Origin of the sequence: Amycolatopsis sp. DSM 110486, assembly GCF_019468465.1 — a bacterium.
Taxonomy (GTDB): Bacteria; Actinomycetota; Actinomycetes; order Mycobacteriales; family Pseudonocardiaceae; genus Amycolatopsis.
The window spans coordinates 2272931-2288212 of record NZ_CP080519.1 but is presented as its reverse complement, the minus strand read 5'-3'; the positions used below and the strand labels follow the sequence as shown (position 1 = coordinate 2288212).

Below are 15282 nucleotides of genomic sequence, written 5' to 3'. Positions count from 1 at the left end.
CTCCGAGCGCATCCGGGAAAAGGACAACCAGGATCAAACGGTGGTAGCGTCTTCCGCCACCAAACACGGGGGAGACTGCCGTGAGCTGGTACGACCGCGTCTTCGTCGACACCGGACGCGCCGCCGCGATGTGGGCGGTGGTCGGGTTCCTCGTCACGTTCGTGGTCGTGCGCGGCATCACGCGCCGCATCCGCGCGAAGCAGCGCAAACCCCAAGGTAAAACCGGCCTGATCCACGATATTCACATCGGCGGCGTCCACGTGCACCACCAGGTGTGGGGCATCCTGCTGGTGCTGGTCGTCGGCGCGCTTGAATTCCGGTTCTCGCCAGACGCGCCGTGGGGCGAGATCCTGGCCGCGCTGTTCGGGGTGGGCGCCGCGCTCGTGCTCGACGAGTTCGCGCTCTGGTTCTACCTCGACGACGTGTACTGGGCCGAAAACGGCCGCAAGTCCATCGACGCCGTGCTCATCGGCGGATCGTTGGGCATCCTGCTGCTGCTCGAAGCGTCGCCGATCGGCGAGTCGCGCGGGGAGTCGGCGATGTGGTCATACCTGCTGGGCATCGCCGTGCACCTGGTCACGGCACTGGTCTGCCTGCTCAAGGGCAAGCTCGCCACGGGCGTGCTGGGGGTTGTCGTGCCGCTGATCGCCCTGGTCGGCGCGCTGCGGCTGGCGAAACCCGACTCGGCGTGGGCCCGGCGCCGCTACGCCGGGCGCAAGCTCGACCGGTCGCGCCGGCGGTTCGGCGCCCGCTACACCGCGCGCCACAACCGCCTGCGGGACCTCTTCGGCGGAACCCCGACCCCGGACCTGAAGAAGAAACGCGTCAGCGGGAACGCGGGATCCCGTCGCCCGCAGTGAGCATCCGCTGCAGCCGCGCGCGAGCCATGCGGTGCAGCATCTCGCCGAGCTCCTCCGTCGCGATGCGGCCTTCGAGGTCCCGCCGCGTCGCGCGCACCACGTCCGCCACCGTCGTGGCGGATACCCGTCCCGAAAACTCGCCGGTCAACCAGACGCCGACCTCTTCCACCGCGTCGCGGCACTGAACGGTCATCGCTTTGCCTCGCTTCTGCTCGTGGGCTGGCCCCGACGTGGATTCGACGACCGGCCCCGCGAGCCATGACGGCAAACCGCGAGAAGTTCTTCAGAACAAGAAAAACCGGTGGGGAGCAAGGAAATCGCTCCCCACCGGCCTTGGTGAACCCGGAGGAAAATTACCGACTCAGAAGGACCACAACTGGTTCGCGGCTCCCGTGCACGACCAGATCTGCAGCTGCGTGCCATCGGCCGAGCTGGGCCCGGTCGCGTCGAGGCACTTGCCGGAGCCGGTGTTCACCAGCTCGTTGGACGAGTTGTGCGTCCACTGCTGCGCGGCCGTGCCGTTGCAGTCGTAGAGCCCCACCTTGGTGCCGTTGGTGGTGCCGGCCGCGGCGACGTCCATGCATTTGCCCAGCGCCTGCAGCGTCCCGCTGGTGGAGGTCCACTGCTGCGCAGCGGTGCCGTTGCACGTGTAGATGTCGATCTTCGTGTTGTTGGCGGAGTTGGCGCCGGCAACGTCCACGCACTTGCCGCCGTAACCCGTGATCTGCTTGCCGCCGGTCGGCGGCGGGGTGGTGCCGCCACCGCCGGTGATGGCGTTGAAGATCCGCGAGTACGCGTAGCCGGTGGCCCGGTCGTAGTCCTGAAGCTCCCAGAACGACAGCTCCTGCACGCCGTTCTGCGCCGCGAACGTCTCCAGCTGCTGCGCGTCCGACTGGCTGAACTGCGCGCCGTCGTCGTTGCGCCCGGCGATCGGCGTGAGGCCCATCTTGGCGTAGGCCGCCGACGTCGAGATGCCGTAGAGGCTCGCGAGCTGGCCCGCGGCCGTGCGCGCCGACGCGAGCGCGTCACCGAGCACCGGCTGGCCGTCGTAGAAGTCCATCACCATCAGGTTCACGACGCTGACGTTGAGGCCCTTGTTCTTGGCGTCGCGCAGGATGTCCATCTGCGTGGAGCCGAGGCCGCTCGGGTCGACGGCGAGGGTGTAGTCCACCTGCACACTCGGGTTCTGCTGCTGCAGCGCCGCGAGCGCGGAGTTGCGGCGCGCGTTGGCCGCGGTGTCCTTGATGGTGTCTTCTTCGATGTCGAAGTCCAGGCGGGGCGTGCCGTACGTGTTGACCACGTTGGCGTAGGCCGCCGTGAGGCTCGAGGTGTTGGTGCAGGTCTGCGCGATCTCACCGCCGGCGGCGCCGCCGAACGACGGGATCACGTTGCCGCCCGCGGCCTGCAGCGAGCTGATCTGCGACTTGAACGAGCCGACACCCGTGCCATTGGCTTCCCACAGCTGGTTGCAGCCGGAGGAGGGTGTGAGGAACGCCAGGGTGTAGAACTTCGTGCCGGTCGCGTTCATGTCGGCGGCCATCTGACCGATGTCGCCGTCGCTGACCTGCAGGTACGGGGCCGAGTAGTGGGCGGGGAAAGCGGCGCCCGCGGCCGGGGCGGCCTCGCTCACGGCGGGGCTGACGGTGGCCATGGCGACGCCGGCCAGCACGGGCAGAGCCGCGGCAGCGAGCGTTCTGAGTTTCGAAATGCGCATTCCGTGAACTCCAGGGGACGGGGAGGGAGAATTGCGCGCACGATTACCCGCGGCCGGCCGAATTTTCGGGAAACGGCAGGACCGAGTACGGGCGGGCAATTCCGGAGAAACGGTGGGGGACCGAATTGCCAGCCACTTCGTGCGTGTTGTGAAGAAAGTTATACCGGTCGTCCCAGTCCTTGGCAACGGGTTGCGGAGCGATCACAGCAGGTCATGGCCACATCCTGTCCGACAGGTTCAGACCAGACCGGGCCAGTGGTGCGCCCGGTGTCCACAAGGGTGAACACCGGGCGTCCTGTTTGTCGCATTGGTCTCTTTGGTTGTTCCGGTGAATGAAGCTTTGCGCTTTCCGGGTGAAACGCATTCCGGCCGGCGAAATCCGGGTTAATTCACGCCCACGGCGCCGCGCGCGATCACTTCCGAGTACCACTGCGCGCTTCGCTTCGGCGTCCGCCGTTGTGTCGCGTAGTCCACGTGAACCAGGCCGAAGCGCTTGGCGTACCCCTCGGCCCACTCGAAGTTGTCCAGCAGCGACCAGTAGAAGTAGCCGCGCAGGTCCACGCCCTGGGCCAGCGCGTCGTGCGCCGCGCGCAGGTGCGCTTCGAGGAATGCGACGCGATCGGAGTCGGCGATCTCGCCGTCGTGCAGCACGTCCGGATAGGAGGCGCCGTTCTCCGTCACGTAGAGCGGCACCGGCCGGTAGTCGCGGTGCACCTGCAGTAGCGACGTGGTGAGCCCGGCCGGCTGCACCTCCCAGCCCGAGTCCGTGAGCGGCGCGGTCGGGTCAGGGACGAAGTGCACGTCTGCCGCGCCGAGCCATTCCTGGCCGGCGGGTGAGCTGCCGCGCCGAGGAGAGCCCGCGACGCGGTAGCCGCGGTAGTAGTTCACGCCGAGCCAGTCGACCGGTGCGGCGATCACGGCCTCGTCGCCGTCGCGCACCACGTCGGCGAACCCGAACGGCGCGAGGTCCGCCACCACGTCGGCCGGGTAACCGCCGCGCAGCACGGGGTCGAGGAACAGCCGGTTCTGCTGCCCGTCGACGCGCCGTGCGGCTTCGGCGTCCTCGGGCGAGTCCGAGTCCGCCGTGACCGGATACAGGTTGAGCGTGATCCCGGCGGGCACGCGCGGGGCGTCGCGGCGCAGCACGTCCATCGCGAGTCCGTGGCCGAGCAGCAGGTGGTGGGTCGCGGCGGCCGCGGCGGTGGCCGAGACACGGCCCGGCGCGTGGATCCCCTTCGCGTACCCGAGCATTGCCGCGCACCACGGTTCGTTGAGCGTCGACCAGCTCGCCACGCGGTCGCCGAGCACGCTCACGATCGTCTCCGCGTACTCGGCGAAGCGGTAGGCCGTGTCGCGCGAGGTCCAGCCGCCGAGGTCTTCCAGCCGCTGTGGCAGGTCCCAGTGGTACAGCGTCGCCCACGGCTGGATCCCCGCCGCCAGCAGCGAGTCGACCAGCCGGTCGTAGAAGGCGATACCCCGCACGTTCGGCACGCCGCCGGGCCGGATCCGCGGCCACGCCAGGGAGAACCGGTACGCGCCGAGGCCCAGCGAGCGCATCAGCTCCACGTCCTCGCCGGCGCGCCGGTAGTGGTCGGCCGCCGGCTCGCCCGTGTCGCCGCCGCGGATCGCGCCCGGCCGGGTGGCGAAGGTGTCCCAGACGGACGGTTCGCGGCCGTCCACAGTGGTCGAACCCTCGACCTGGAACGCCGCCGTGGCAGCGCCCCAGACGAACCTCGGCGGGAACGCGAGGCCCGTCTGCGCGGACGCGGACAGGGTTTCGGCGGACAGGGGTTGTGGGGGCATGGTCACCCTTTCACGGCACCTTGCATGATCCCGGCCACGATCTGGCGGCCGAGCAGGAGGAAGACGATGAGGATCGGGATCGTCGCGAGCGTGGTGCCGGCGAGCACGAGCGAGTAGTCCACGTAGTAGCCGCTCTGCAGCTTCTCCAGCGCCACCTGCACGGTCGGGTTGCCGACGTCGAGCACGACCAGTGGCCACAGGAAGTCGTTCCAGGACATCATGAACGTGAACATCGCGAGGATCGCCGCCGCCGGGCGTACGGCCGGGAGGCACACGTTCCAGAAGATCCGGATCATGCTGCAGCCGTCCACGCGCGCGGCCTCGATGAGCTCGTACGGCACGGCGTCCACTGTGTACTGGCGCATCCAGAAGACGCCGAACGCGGTCACCAGGTTCGGCACGATCACCGCCTGCAGCCCGCCGGCCCAGCCGAGCTTCGACATCGCGATGAACAGCGGGATGATGCCCAGCTGCGTGGGCACCGCGAGCGTCACCACGATGAACACGAACAGCGCGTTGCGGCCGCGGAAGCGCAGCTTGGCGAAGGCGAACCCGGCGAGCGAGGAGAACAGCACTGTGGTGAGCGTGACCGTGCCCGACACGATCACGCTGTTGGCCAGCGCCTTCCAGAACGGCACGGTGTCGAACACCCGCGCCGCGTTGGCGAAGAAGTTGCCGCCCGGCAGTAGCGGCGGCACGCGTTCGGTGAGCATCCCGTTGTCGCGGCTGGCGACGAGGAACGACCAGTAGAACGGGAACAGCGAGCCGAGCACGAACACGGCCAGCACCCAGTAGGTGGCCTTGCGCGGTTTGCCCAGCCGGCTCACCCGCGTGGTCAGCGTGGTCATGCGCCCCTCCGCTTCGGGGTTCGGGCGATCCGGCCGGTGAGCAGGTAGTTCAGGCCCGCGATGAGGACGATGATCAGGAACAGCACCCAGGCGATCGCCGACGCGTAGCCGAGGTCGAAGTTCTCGAACGCCGTCTGGTACAGGTACAGCGTCACCGTCTGGAACTGGTGGGTGGAGCCGCCGTTGTTCGAGCCGGGCATGGCGTCGAACAGCTTGGGCTCGGTGAAGATCTGCAGCCCGCCGATCGTCGAGGTGATGGTGACGAAGATCAGCGTCGGCTTCAGCAGCGGCAGCGTGACGTGCCGGAACCGCCGCACGGTGCCCGCGCCGTCGATCAGCGCCGCCTCGTGCAGCTCCTTCGGGATGGCCTGCATCGCGGCCAGCACGATCAGCGCGTTGTAACCGGTCCAGCGCCAGTTGACCATGATGGCGATGGCCACGTGGCTCGCGAACCGGTTGGCCTGCCAGTCCACAGGGGACAGTCCGATGGTCTGCAGGAGACCGTTCACGAGGCCGTATTTGGGGCCGAACAGGTTCGCGAAGATGATCCCGAGCGCCACCAGGCTCGCCGCGTACGGCAGCAGGATCCCGACGCGCCAGCCGGTAGCGCCGCGCAGCCGCGTGGAGAGCAACGCGGCCAGTAGCACGGCGATGATCAGCTGCGGCACGCTGGAGAGCAGGAAGATGCTCACGGTGTTCTCCAGCGAGTGCCAGAACTGCGCGTCGGCGAAGAGCTCCTTGAAGTTGTCGAGGCCGATGAAATCGGGGTTGTCGTCGCCGGCGTCCCAGTGGAACAGCGACACGTACGCGGTGTAGAGCAGCGGGAACAGCCCCACGATGCCGAAGACGACGAAGAACGGCGCCACGTAAAGGTAAGGCGACGCCTTCACGTCCCACCTGGACAGCCGGTCGCGCAGCCCCGGCCGGGGTGCGGGACGCCGCACCCCGGCCTGCGTGCCTTCGCGCCTGACGGTGCTCGTCACCGTGCGAGCTTCTTCGCGCCGTCGACGAGCTGCTGCCAGCCGTCGGCGGGCGACTTGCCCTGCTCCACGGCCTGCAACGCGGGAGCCGTCACGTTCTCCTGGATCTGGCCGTCGTTCGGGCCCTTGTACTGCGGCTTCGCGACCTTCTTGGCCTGCGCCACGAACAGCTCGCCGATCTTCGCGCCGCCGAAGTACGCGTCGGTCTGGTTCAGCAGCTCGGGGCTCTCCAGTGCCTTGACCTGGCTCGGGAACGTGCCCTTCGCCTGGAACGCCTTGAGCTGCTGCTCCGGCGCCGTCAGCCACGCGGCCAGCGCCGCGGCCTCACGCGGGTGCTTGCTCTGCGTCGGCACGGTCAGGTACGAGCCGCCCCAGTTGCCGCCACCGCCGGGGAACGCGTCGGTGACCGCCCACTTGCCCGCGTTCTCCGGCCCGGCCTGCTCCTTGACCACGCCGAGCATCCAGGCGGGACAGACCTTCGTGGCGAACGCGCTCTGGCGGAAACCGGAGTTCCACTCGTTGCTGAACGCGGTGAGCTTCGCCGACTCGCCCTTCCCGACGGCGTCGGTCACCTTCGCCCACGCGTCCTTGATGCCCTGGTTGGACTCGACGGTGAGCTTGTCGTCCTTGTCGAGGTAACCGACGGGCAGCTGGTTGACCATCGCGTTGAAGTTCTGGGCGGCCGAGTCGAACCACGCCTTGCCGCCGGTTCGCTGGGCGTACTGCGCGCCCGCGGCGAAGTAGCTGTCCCAGGTGGCGAACATGGTCTTCACGGACGCGTCGTCCGTCGGCAGGCCGGCCTGCTGGAGCAGGTCCTTGCGGTAGCACATCGCGTCGGGCCCGATGTCCGTGCCGTAGCCGATGAGCTTGCCGTTCTTGTCCTTGCCGGCGTCGTACTTCCACGACAGCCAGCGGTCCGGGCTCGCGTCGGCCGGGCCGATCTGCGTGAGGTCGTAGAACTTCGACGATTTGCTGAGGATGTCGGAGAGGTGGCCCTCCTCCACGGCCTGCACGTCGGCGAGGCCGGCGCCCGCCGCGAGCTTGGTCATCATGTCCTGCGCGTACGGGCCACCCTGGCCCGTCTTGCGGTGGGTGATCTTGATGTTCGGGTGCAGCCGCTCGTACTCCGGGATCAGCGCTTCGTAGCCGAACTCCGTGAACGTGGCCAGCGTGAGCTCCACGTGCTCGTCCGGCCCGGCCGCCGCCGGGATGTCGCTGCTGCTGCTGCTGCCACCGCCGCCACCGCACGCCGCCACGGCTAGCGCCGTCATCGTGATGCCCAGCGTGAGTGCCAGGCCCTTCCGGAACGTTGTCACCGTCGTCAACCCCTTGAAGGTTCAGTGTCTGGGAGCGCTCCCAGACGGTTGACGAGTCTGGGTCCGCTGGAGTTCCATGTCAAGGGTGGTTATCGGAGCGTGCCCTTCCGGGAGCGCTCCCTGAATCGTGCGGCTAAGCTGTCCGACGATCACGAGTGGAGGGGTGGTGCAGTGGCGCCTCGGTCCGAGGACGAGCGCCCGACGCTGGAAGACGTCGCGGCGTTCGCCGGTGTGTCGCGCTCCACCGCTTCGCGGGCGTTGAACGACGACACCTACGTCAGCGCGCGGTCACGCGAAAAGGTGCTCGCGGCGGCGCGCGAAATCGGCTACTCGCCGAACCAGGCCGCGCGGTCGCTGGTCACGCGGCGGACGGGCGCGATCGCCCTGGTGCTGTCCGAACCCGAGGCGCGGCTGCTCGACGACCCGTACCGCACGGCCGTGATGCGCGCCGGCTATCGCGAGCTGGCCGACGTCGGCTGCCAGATGGTGCTGATCTTCAGCGACACCCGCGAAGACCTCACGCGCACGGTGCGCTTCCTCGAAGGCGGGCACGTCGACGGGGTGCTCGTCTTCGCGCCGCACCGCGCCGATCCGCTGCCCCGGGCGTTGCGGCTGCTGCGCGTGCCCGTCGTCTTCGGTGGTCAGGCGGCCGACCTGCGCCGCGGCGTGCACGTGGTCGACTTCGACAACGAGGGCGGCGCGCGGCTCGCCGTGCAGCACCTCGTGTCGGCCGGCCGCCGCCGCATCGCGACCATCGCCGGGCCCCAGGACCAGGGCGCGCCCATCGACCGCCTCGCGGGCTGGCGCAAAACCCTCGTCGACGCCGGCCTCGACCCGGCGGATCTCGCGGAGGAAGCCGACTTCACCCTCGCCGGCGGCGCCCGCGCCATGGCTTCGTTGCTCGATCGCGTGCCCGACCTCGACGCCGTGTTCGTGGCCAGCGACATGATGGCCGTCGGTGCCCTGCGCACGCTTTCGTCGGCTGGAAGGTCCATTCCGGACGAGGTCGCCGTGGTCAGCTTCGACGACAATGCCACGCTGGCGCCCGAGATGACCCCGCCGCTGACCTCCGTGCACCAGGACCCGCGCGAGCAGGTGCACGCGATGGTGGAGACGCTGATGAACCTGCTCGACGGGAAGGAACCCCAGCCGCGGCAGCAGATCCTGCCGGTGTCGCTCACCGTCCGCGAGTCGAGCTGAAATCCGTCAGGGAAAGAGTTTCACCGCCGGTCCACCGAGTTCCGCCGCGGCGCCGCGGGTGACCGACTCCGTGGGGCTGCCGAGGTACGTGCCGTCCGCGTCGGCGAGCACGACGAGCTGGACGCCGTTCGTGCCTTTCAGCGTGTACGCGGTGCCGGGCACGCCGTCGAGGTTGTGAGCCGGCGACGCGGGCGCGAGGAGGGCGGCCGTGCGTTGCAGGGCACGGGAAAGGTCGGCGGGCAGGCCGTTGGCGCGAGCGGCGCCGCGCAGGATCACGAGCTCGGCGTAGGTGCCCGCCGGCTGTTCCACTCGTGCGTCCGAGTGCGGCACGGCGGCCGCCAGCTGTGCCTTGATCACGGCCGGGTCGCGCGGGGCGCGCGCGAGGAACTCCGGTGTCGGGTTGGTCCAGCCCGGCGCGAGCGTGCACGGGTCCACCGACGTGGAGGCGTTGAACGACAAGCGCTTCCCGCTGCCCGTCGTCGGCGCGCCGGAGCCGACCTGGCTGCGCCGCTGCCAGACGTCCGTCCACGTCTGCGGCTGCCAGACTTCGCTGCGCACGCGTTCGCCGCCGGTTTCGGGCTTCTGGACTGAGCGATTTCGCGCGGCCCCTGGGCCGCGCGAAAATCGGGAGGGAAGAAGCCGGCTTGAAGCGATCTCGCACGCCTCGGCGGAGCCGAGGCAGACAACAGAGCACCGGTCCACATCCACCTGGCGGCGCGCCTTGTCCGCGGCCGCCGTGGCGCCGGCGTTCTTCGCCGCCGTGATGTCCTGACCGGCGCGGTCGAGGTCGGACTGCTTCCGGTCGAGGTCCGCCTGCGCGCCCAGCAGGTCCTGGCTGAGCTTCTCGGCCTGGCGCGAGAGCTCGCGGTACTTCGCGAGGGGAGTCGGTTCGGGGACGCCGTCGCCGGAGTCTCCGCGACTCCGGCGACGACGACCACCGCCAGGACCAGCGGCCACCCCCAGCGGCGACCGGCCCGGCTCTTTCTGGTGCTCATGCGGGGTATTACGCGTTGGGCGCCGTCAGGTTCCACCGGCTTCCGGTGACCTGGGTCACGTCCACGGCGTGGCAGCAAGAGGACGATCGGGACCCCTCCCGGCGACCTCGGCCTAACTTCTGCGCCATGGGTGCGAACGAGAGCCGCGGGCGAGCCGCGGCCGGGCGGTTGCGGGCGATCGCGACGCCGCAGCTGTACCGGCGCAACCCGTTCCGGATCACGGGGCTCAACGCGACGGCGTCGCGGCGGACCGTGCGCGAGCAGCGGCTGCGGGTGCTCGGCGTGCTCGACGTCGGCGGCGCGCGGCCGCCCGGGGTGCCGGCCGATCCGACGCCGGAGGAGATCCGCGCTGCGTTCGACGCGCTCGGCAACACCGAGCACCGGTTCGTCGACGAGCTGTTCTGGACCTGGGGCACTCCCGAGGACTGCGGGTGCCCGCCGCAGCTGCACGACAAGCACGACCTCGCCGTCGCGGCGCACTCGGCCGCGCTCGAGGCCGAAACCGAACACACCGAGGACCACCCGGCGCCGCTGTGGGACGAGGCCGCGCGCAGCTGGGCCGTCACGCTCAGCAGTGAGGCCTTCTGGGGGCACCTCGCCCACCGCGTGGAGAGCCTCGGCGACCGTCGGCTCGACGAGTCCACTGTGGACGGTATTCGCGGCGCTCTGCCGGACGCGCTCGTCGCCCCGCTCGTGGCGCTCACGGCCGAGTCGAGCGAACCCCACCGGCTCGTGCGGTACCTGCCGCTCTTCGGCGGCGACAAGCACACCGTGGCCGACGCCCGCAGCGAAGCGGCCGAACCCACCTACCTGCGCGTGGAGAGCCTGCTGAAGGAGCTGCGCACGCTGCTGGACCAGGGCAAGGCGCGCACGGCGGCCGAGCGCGCGCTCGCGGAGCTCCCCGTGCCGCTCGACCGGCTCGAAGATCTGGTGCCGCGCACGGACTTCCGGCGCACGGCGAGCGTCACTGAAATGGCGGCGGTCTCGCTGAACAACATCGGCGTCGCGCTCGCCGATTCCGCCGGCGCGCACCACGCGCTGACGAAGGACGTCTTCGCCCTCGCGACGCGATACAGCACGGACCCGGACACGCTCGCCACCGTCAAGCGCAACCAGCAGGGCGCGCTCGGCGCCGGCCGGGTCAACGCCCCCGTCGACGTCGGGCACCTGTGGAACACCGTGACCGGCTACATCAAGCGCGGCCGCTACAGCGACGCGAGCCTCGTGCTGAACACGATCATCGAGATCGCACCGCGCTCCGAGGATCGCGAACAGGCTCGCCGGATGATCGTCCAAATGCGACAGCTGCAGGACGGCGGACCGCCACGGCGCTACGTCTCCGCGTCACGGGTGTTCCTGGCGCTGCTCCACGTGGCCTTCGGCGTCACCTTGCTCGCGACGCTGCTGACCTCGCCGTTGCTGCCGGTGTTCCTCATCGGCGTGCCCGGGCTGGTCGGGGGGCTCGGGCTGGCCACGGACGCGTCGGTCGGCCGCGGGCGGCTGCCGGGCCTGCTCATGACCGATGCCGTGGCGGGGCTCGTGCTGTGGCTGGTGGATTCGACCGGCACGCCGATCCCCGCGTGGATCACGGTGGTGACCGCGGTGCTGCTGCTCGTGGTGGGGACCGTACGCATGCGCACGGAGAGGACAAGGGCGTGACGAACACCGAAGACCGGCGCCAGCGCCGGCACCACAGGGAGTTCCGTATCGAGGAACCCTTGTGGGGAGCGGAAGAGCGGGCGCGGCTGCGGGAGCTCGCCGACCAGGTCTCGGCCTTGCTCGTGGCCACGAAGGGTTCTGCCGCGAAGCCGGCGGGGCCCCGGCTGTCCGAATCGGACCTGGCTGTGGCGGCGACGGCGTTGTGGCGGGCGCGCAAGAAGCTCACCGGCGTGCAGGACCGCGTGGCGAAGCAGGCGGGCCGGTACTTGTCGGCGAGCCAGGAGGCGCTCGACGCGGCGGGCGTGCTGATCCAGGACCACGACGGGGACCTGTTCGACTCGGGGCTCGCGCTGGAACCGCTGGTGTTCCAGGACGAACCGGGCCTCACGTCGGAGCGGGTGGTGGAGACGGTGCGGCCTTCGGTCTACCTGGCGGGGCGGCGGATCCAGATGGGGCAGGTCATCGTGGGGTGCCCGGTCGCCCCCGGCACTACGGCGGAGGAAGCTGATGCGGGACACCCGTGACACCATCGATTTCGGTATCGACCTCGGCACGACGAACAGCGCGCTCGCCGTGCTGGACGGCGGCCAGGTCTCGGTGGTCAAGAACAACGTGCAGGGCGACTACACGCCCTCGGCCGTCTGGATGCCCAAGCCCGGCCTGATCCAGGTCGGCGCCGCGGCGAAGAGCCGCCGGGAACGCGACGCGGACAACGTCCAGATCGAGTTCAAGCAGGCCATGGGCTTCGCCGACGCCCGGCGCACCTTCGCGCGCGCCGGGGTGTCGATGACGCCGGTCGAGCTGTCTGCCGAGGTGCTCAAGTCGCTGCGCGGCGACGCCGCCCGCCGGTTCGGCGAACCGCCCGCGGCGGCGGTGATCACCGTGCCCGCCGCGTTCGCGCTCAACCAGACGGAGGCGACGAGCGAGGCGGCGAAGCTCGCCGGCTTCACGGCGCCGTGCCCGCTGGTGCAGGAGCCGACGGCGGCCGCGTTCGCCTACGGCTTCCAGAACGAGAGCCGCGGCTCCTACTGGATGGTGTTCGACTTCGGCGGCGGCACGTTCGACTCGGCGGTGGTCAGCACGGTCGACGGCGAGCTGTCGGTGCTCCACCACGCGGGCGACCTCGGCCTCGGCGGTAAGAACATCGACGCGGCCATCGTGAGCAGCCTGCTCGCGCCGGCCGCCGCGACGGCGTTCGGGCTGAAGGAGTTCACCGTCGAGAACCCGCGCTGGATCCGCAACTTCGCGTTCCTGCGCGCGGCCGCGGAGTCGGCCAAGATCGCGCTGTCGTCGACCGATCAGGCGCAGATCATGGCGGAGCTGGACCTCGGCGACGGCGTGCTCGAACTGTTCGAGTACACCCTGCGGCGCGAGGACGTCGATCGGCTCGCGTCGCCGTTCTACCTGCGCGCGGTGCATCTGTGCCGCGAAGCGCTGGCGAAGGCGAACCTGCGGCCGTCGGACATCGACCGGCTGCTGCTCGTCGGCGGCCCGACCCTGGCCCCCGGGCTGCGCGAGCTGCTCGCGGATCCGACCGACGGTCTCGGCATCGAGCTCGACCACAGCCAGGACCCGAGCACGGTCGTCGCGCGCGGCGCCGCGATCTACGCCGGCACGGTGGCGTTGCCGCGCGCCAAGGTCGTGCCGAAGCGTGGTGAGTTCTCCGCGACGCTGTCCTACCCGAAGACCACGAGCCTGCTGTCCGTTCCGGTCTCGGGCCGGTTCGAGACGCCGGGTGGCGCCGACTGGAGCCGTTTCCGCGTAGTCCTGAGCGATTCGCGGCGGCAGCCGCAGTACCGCAGCGCGGAGATCACGCTGTCTCCCGAAGGCACGTTCACCCTCGACGTGCTGCTCAAGGACCTGGTCTCCAACCGGTTCGAGGTCGAGCTGATCGACCCGGTGGGCGCGCGGGTGCCGGTGAACCCGCCGGGGTTCACGATCACCCACTGGGCGAACGAGATGCAGGGCCAGACCGTGGTCAACAGCGTCGGCCTGACCGAGGCCGACGGCACGTTCACCCCGATGCTGATGAAGAACCGGCCACTGCCGGCGGAAACCACGCAGGTTTTCTTCTCGACCGCGAGCGTGCACCGCGCGGAGGCCGGCTCGGTCATCCGCATCCCCATCGCCGAGGGAGAGTTTCGGCGCGGCGAGCGCAACAAGCAGGTCGGGCTGATCGAGATCAAGGCCCAGGACGTGCGCCGCGACCTGCCGCGCGGCAGCGAGATCCAGGTGACCTTCGCGATGGACGAGTCGCGCCTGGTCTCGGTCACCGCTTTCGTGCCGTTGCTCGACGCGGAGTTCGAGGCCGCCGTCGAGCTGAACAAGACCGCGGTCCCCGAGGCGCCGGCGCTGCGCCGGCAGCTCAACGAGCTGGAGGCCCGCCACGAACAGCTGCGGTCCGAGGCCGAGACGGCGCGCTCGGATCGCGCCCGCGGCCTGCTGATGCGGCTCGACGAGCGGGGCACGGTCGCGGCGGTACGTGAGGAGGTCACCTCGAGCGCGACCGACGAGGGCGCGGCGGTCGCGGCCGAACAGCGGATGCGCGAGGTCCAGGCGGAGCTCGACGACATCGAGGAGGAACTGCGCATCCCCGACGTGATGGCCCGGCTGCGCGACCAGATCGCGCACTGCCGGGAGCTCGTCGAGCGCGTCGGCTCCGCCGAGGACCGCACCGAGCTGGCCGACATCGAACGCCGCTACGAGACCGTGCACGACAACCGCGACGCCGCGGCCGCCGAACGCCTGTCCGACCGTGCCACGGACCTCCAGGTGGTGCTGCTTCGGCGTGACGGCTCGCTCGATGAGGAGATCTTCAACGCCCTGCGCGCGTCGCAGGACCGGATGACCGAGCCGGCGCGCGCCCGTGAGCTCATCCGAGAAGGCGAGCACGCCGTCAACACGAGCAACTGGGCGGCGCTGACGGACGTCAACCGCCGGCTGCGAGCGCTGCTGCCGCCCGACATCCAGGGCAGCGCCGACGGCGGCATCCTGCGTCAGGAGCGTCCGTGATGACCGTGTTCAGCGGGCTTTCCGAGGAGCTGACGCTCGCGGAGGCGGCCGACCTGGCCCGCCTCGGCGAATACGCGGCCGCCGCCGAGCTGTTGCAGCGCGCCGCCACCGACGACGTGGCGCGCTTGGATCTGCTGGCCCGCGTCCACGCCCAGGCCGGTGATCTGGAGCAGGCCGACGCCGCGTGGGCCCGGGTCCTGGAGCTGGCGCCGGAGTCCGAGCCGGCGCTGGCGGGACGGCGGCTGATCGCGAAGATCCGTTCGGGGCGGCTGCGCAAGCGCCCGGTCGGCCGTCGGCTCGCGGCCGCCGGCGCGGCGGTCGTGGTCGTGGCCGGAGTGGCGGTGATCGTGGCGACGCTGCCGTGGTCTTCCCCGGAACCCGCGCCGACGGCCGCACCGCTCGCGACGACCAGCCCCGCTGTGCAGGCCGAGCTGGACCGGTTGCACGCGTCGCAGTCGAAAGCGGCCGAGGAGGAGCAGAGCCGTCAGCAGAAGCTCACCGCGCTGGCGTCGCACCTCGGCGGCGACGGCGTGCAGGTCACGACCGGCTCGGCCGTCACCATCACCTTCGACGAGGGGCTCTTCGGCCCCAACGCGATCAGCCCCAGCGGCGACGGCCGGCGCGCGCTGGAACGCTGGGGTGCCGTCCTCAAGGGACAGGACGTGCGGGTCACGGTGATCGGCCATGGCGTCGCCGTGCCGGGCGGCCCGGCCAGCGACGGCTCGTCGACCGCGCTGGCCCGCGCGGCTTCGGCGGCGCGCGTGCTGGCGACGGCGAGCGGCCTGCCGCTCACGACGTTCGCGATCACCAGCGCCGACCAGGCCACGCCCGTGCACGAGGGCACGGACGTGGCCGCGAACCGCACGGTGACGCTGGAGGTGACTCCGGCGTAGTT

The 15282-nt window shown here is 70.4% G+C and carries 13 protein-coding genes; 6 read left to right on the top strand and 7 right to left on the bottom strand.

Annotated elements, in window-relative coordinates; all coding sequences use genetic code 11:
* Positions 1-80: 80 nt before the first annotated feature.
* Positions 81-860 carry a hypothetical protein gene (locus tag K1T34_RS10990; protein WP_220244169.1) on the top strand — a complete coding sequence of 260 codons (780 nt, stop codon included), beginning with the start codon at positions 81-83 and terminating at the stop codon, positions 858-860.
* Here the strand turns inward: K1T34_RS10990 and K1T34_RS10985 are convergent.
* The 6 genes from K1T34_RS10985 to K1T34_RS10960 form a co-directional block, all read right to left on the bottom strand.
* Positions 826-1053: a hypothetical protein gene (locus tag K1T34_RS10985; protein ID WP_220244168.1), complete on the bottom strand. Its 228-nt coding sequence runs from the start codon at positions 1051-1053 to the stop codon at positions 826-828. The two genes, K1T34_RS10990 and K1T34_RS10985, sit on opposite strands and share 35 nt — an antisense overlap.
* A gap of 168 nt (positions 1054-1221) precedes the next feature.
* The gene (locus K1T34_RS10980; protein ID WP_255638444.1) at positions 1222-2574 is read right to left on the bottom strand and encodes a ricin-type beta-trefoil lectin domain protein; all 1353 of its coding nucleotides are present in this window, start codon (positions 2572-2574) and stop codon (positions 1222-1224) included.
* 384 nt (positions 2575-2958) lie between these two features.
* Positions 2959-4377 carry a GH1 family beta-glucosidase gene (locus tag K1T34_RS10975; RefSeq protein ID WP_220244167.1) on the bottom strand — a complete coding sequence of 473 codons (1419 nt, stop codon included), beginning with the start codon at positions 4375-4377 and terminating at the stop codon, positions 2959-2961.
* A 2-nt stretch (positions 4378-4379) separates the two neighbouring features.
* Positions 4380-5225, bottom strand: a complete 846-nt coding sequence (locus K1T34_RS10970) for a carbohydrate ABC transporter permease (protein WP_220244166.1) — start codon at positions 5223-5225, stop codon at positions 4380-4382.
* The gene (locus tag K1T34_RS10965; RefSeq protein ID WP_220244165.1) at positions 5222-6208 is read right to left on the bottom strand and encodes a carbohydrate ABC transporter permease; all 987 of its coding nucleotides are present in this window, start codon (positions 6206-6208) and stop codon (positions 5222-5224) included. The genes K1T34_RS10970 and K1T34_RS10965 overlap by 4 nt, the downstream gene beginning before the upstream one ends.
* A complete protein-coding gene (locus K1T34_RS10960; protein WP_220244164.1) occupies positions 6205-7521 on the bottom strand; it encodes an ABC transporter substrate-binding protein in 1317 nt (438 codons plus the stop codon). Before K1T34_RS10960 ends, K1T34_RS10965 begins: the two co-directional genes overlap by 4 nt.
* A gap of 171 nt (positions 7522-7692) precedes the next feature.
* Between K1T34_RS10960 and K1T34_RS10955 the strand changes: the two genes are divergently transcribed.
* Positions 7693-8721, top strand: coding sequence for a LacI family DNA-binding transcriptional regulator (locus K1T34_RS10955; protein ID WP_220244163.1), 1029 nt, complete (start codon positions 7693-7695; stop codon positions 8719-8721).
* Positions 8722-8727: 6 nt separating this feature from the next.
* On the opposite strand, the gene K1T34_RS10950 is transcribed toward K1T34_RS10955, so the two are convergent.
* Complete coding sequence (locus K1T34_RS10950) at positions 8728-9678, bottom strand: hypothetical protein (protein ID WP_220244162.1); 951 nt, start codon at positions 9676-9678, stop codon at positions 8728-8730.
* A gap of 164 nt (positions 9679-9842) precedes the next feature.
* Here K1T34_RS10950 and K1T34_RS10945 point away from each other — a divergent pair, with 164 nt between their 5' ends.
* From K1T34_RS10945 to K1T34_RS10930, 4 genes are read left to right on the top strand one after another with little or no spacing between them, the layout of a single operon-like run.
* Positions 9843-11375 (top strand): hypothetical protein, encoded by a 1533-nt coding sequence (locus tag K1T34_RS10945; protein ID WP_220244161.1) that lies wholly within the window; start codon positions 9843-9845, stop codon positions 11373-11375.
* Positions 11372-11899: a hypothetical protein gene (locus tag K1T34_RS10940; protein ID WP_220244160.1), complete on the top strand. Its 528-nt coding sequence runs from the start codon at positions 11372-11374 to the stop codon at positions 11897-11899. Before K1T34_RS10945 ends, K1T34_RS10940 begins: the two co-directional genes overlap by 4 nt.
* Positions 11883-14387 carry an Hsp70 family protein gene (locus K1T34_RS10935; protein WP_220244159.1) on the top strand — a complete coding sequence of 835 codons (2505 nt, stop codon included), beginning with the start codon at positions 11883-11885 and terminating at the stop codon, positions 14385-14387. Before K1T34_RS10940 ends, K1T34_RS10935 begins: the two co-directional genes overlap by 17 nt.
* Entirely contained in the window at positions 14387-15280 is an 894-nt protein-coding gene (locus K1T34_RS10930) for a hypothetical protein (RefSeq protein WP_220244158.1), read from the top strand. The genes K1T34_RS10935 and K1T34_RS10930 overlap by 1 nt, the downstream gene beginning before the upstream one ends.
* Positions 15281-15282 lie beyond the last annotated feature (2 nt).

Excerpts from the sequence above, each read along its gene's own strand:
- K1T34_RS10930 (WP_220244158.1), top strand. The coding sequence starts at position 14,387 with ATGACCGTGTTCAGCGGGCTTTCCGAGGAGCTGACGCTCGCGGAGGCG.
- K1T34_RS10935 (WP_220244159.1), top strand. The coding sequence starts at position 11,883 with ATGCGGGACACCCGTGACACCATCGATTTCGGTATCGACCTCGGCACG.
- K1T34_RS10945 (WP_220244161.1), top strand. The coding sequence starts at position 9,843 with ATGGGTGCGAACGAGAGCCGCGGGCGAGCCGCGGCCGGGCGGTTGCGG.
- K1T34_RS10975 (WP_220244167.1), bottom strand. The coding sequence starts at position 4,377 with ATGCCCCCACAACCCCTGTCCGCCGAAACCCTGTCCGCGTCCGCGCAG.
- K1T34_RS10970 (WP_220244166.1), bottom strand. The coding sequence starts at position 5,225 with ATGACCACGCTGACCACGCGGGTGAGCCGGCTGGGCAAACCGCGCAAG.
- K1T34_RS10980 (WP_255638444.1), bottom strand. The coding sequence starts at position 2,574 with ATGCGCATTTCGAAACTCAGAACGCTCGCTGCCGCGGCTCTGCCCGTG.
- K1T34_RS10985 (WP_220244168.1), bottom strand. The coding sequence starts at position 1,053 with ATGACCGTTCAGTGCCGCGACGCGGTGGAAGAGGTCGGCGTCTGGTTG.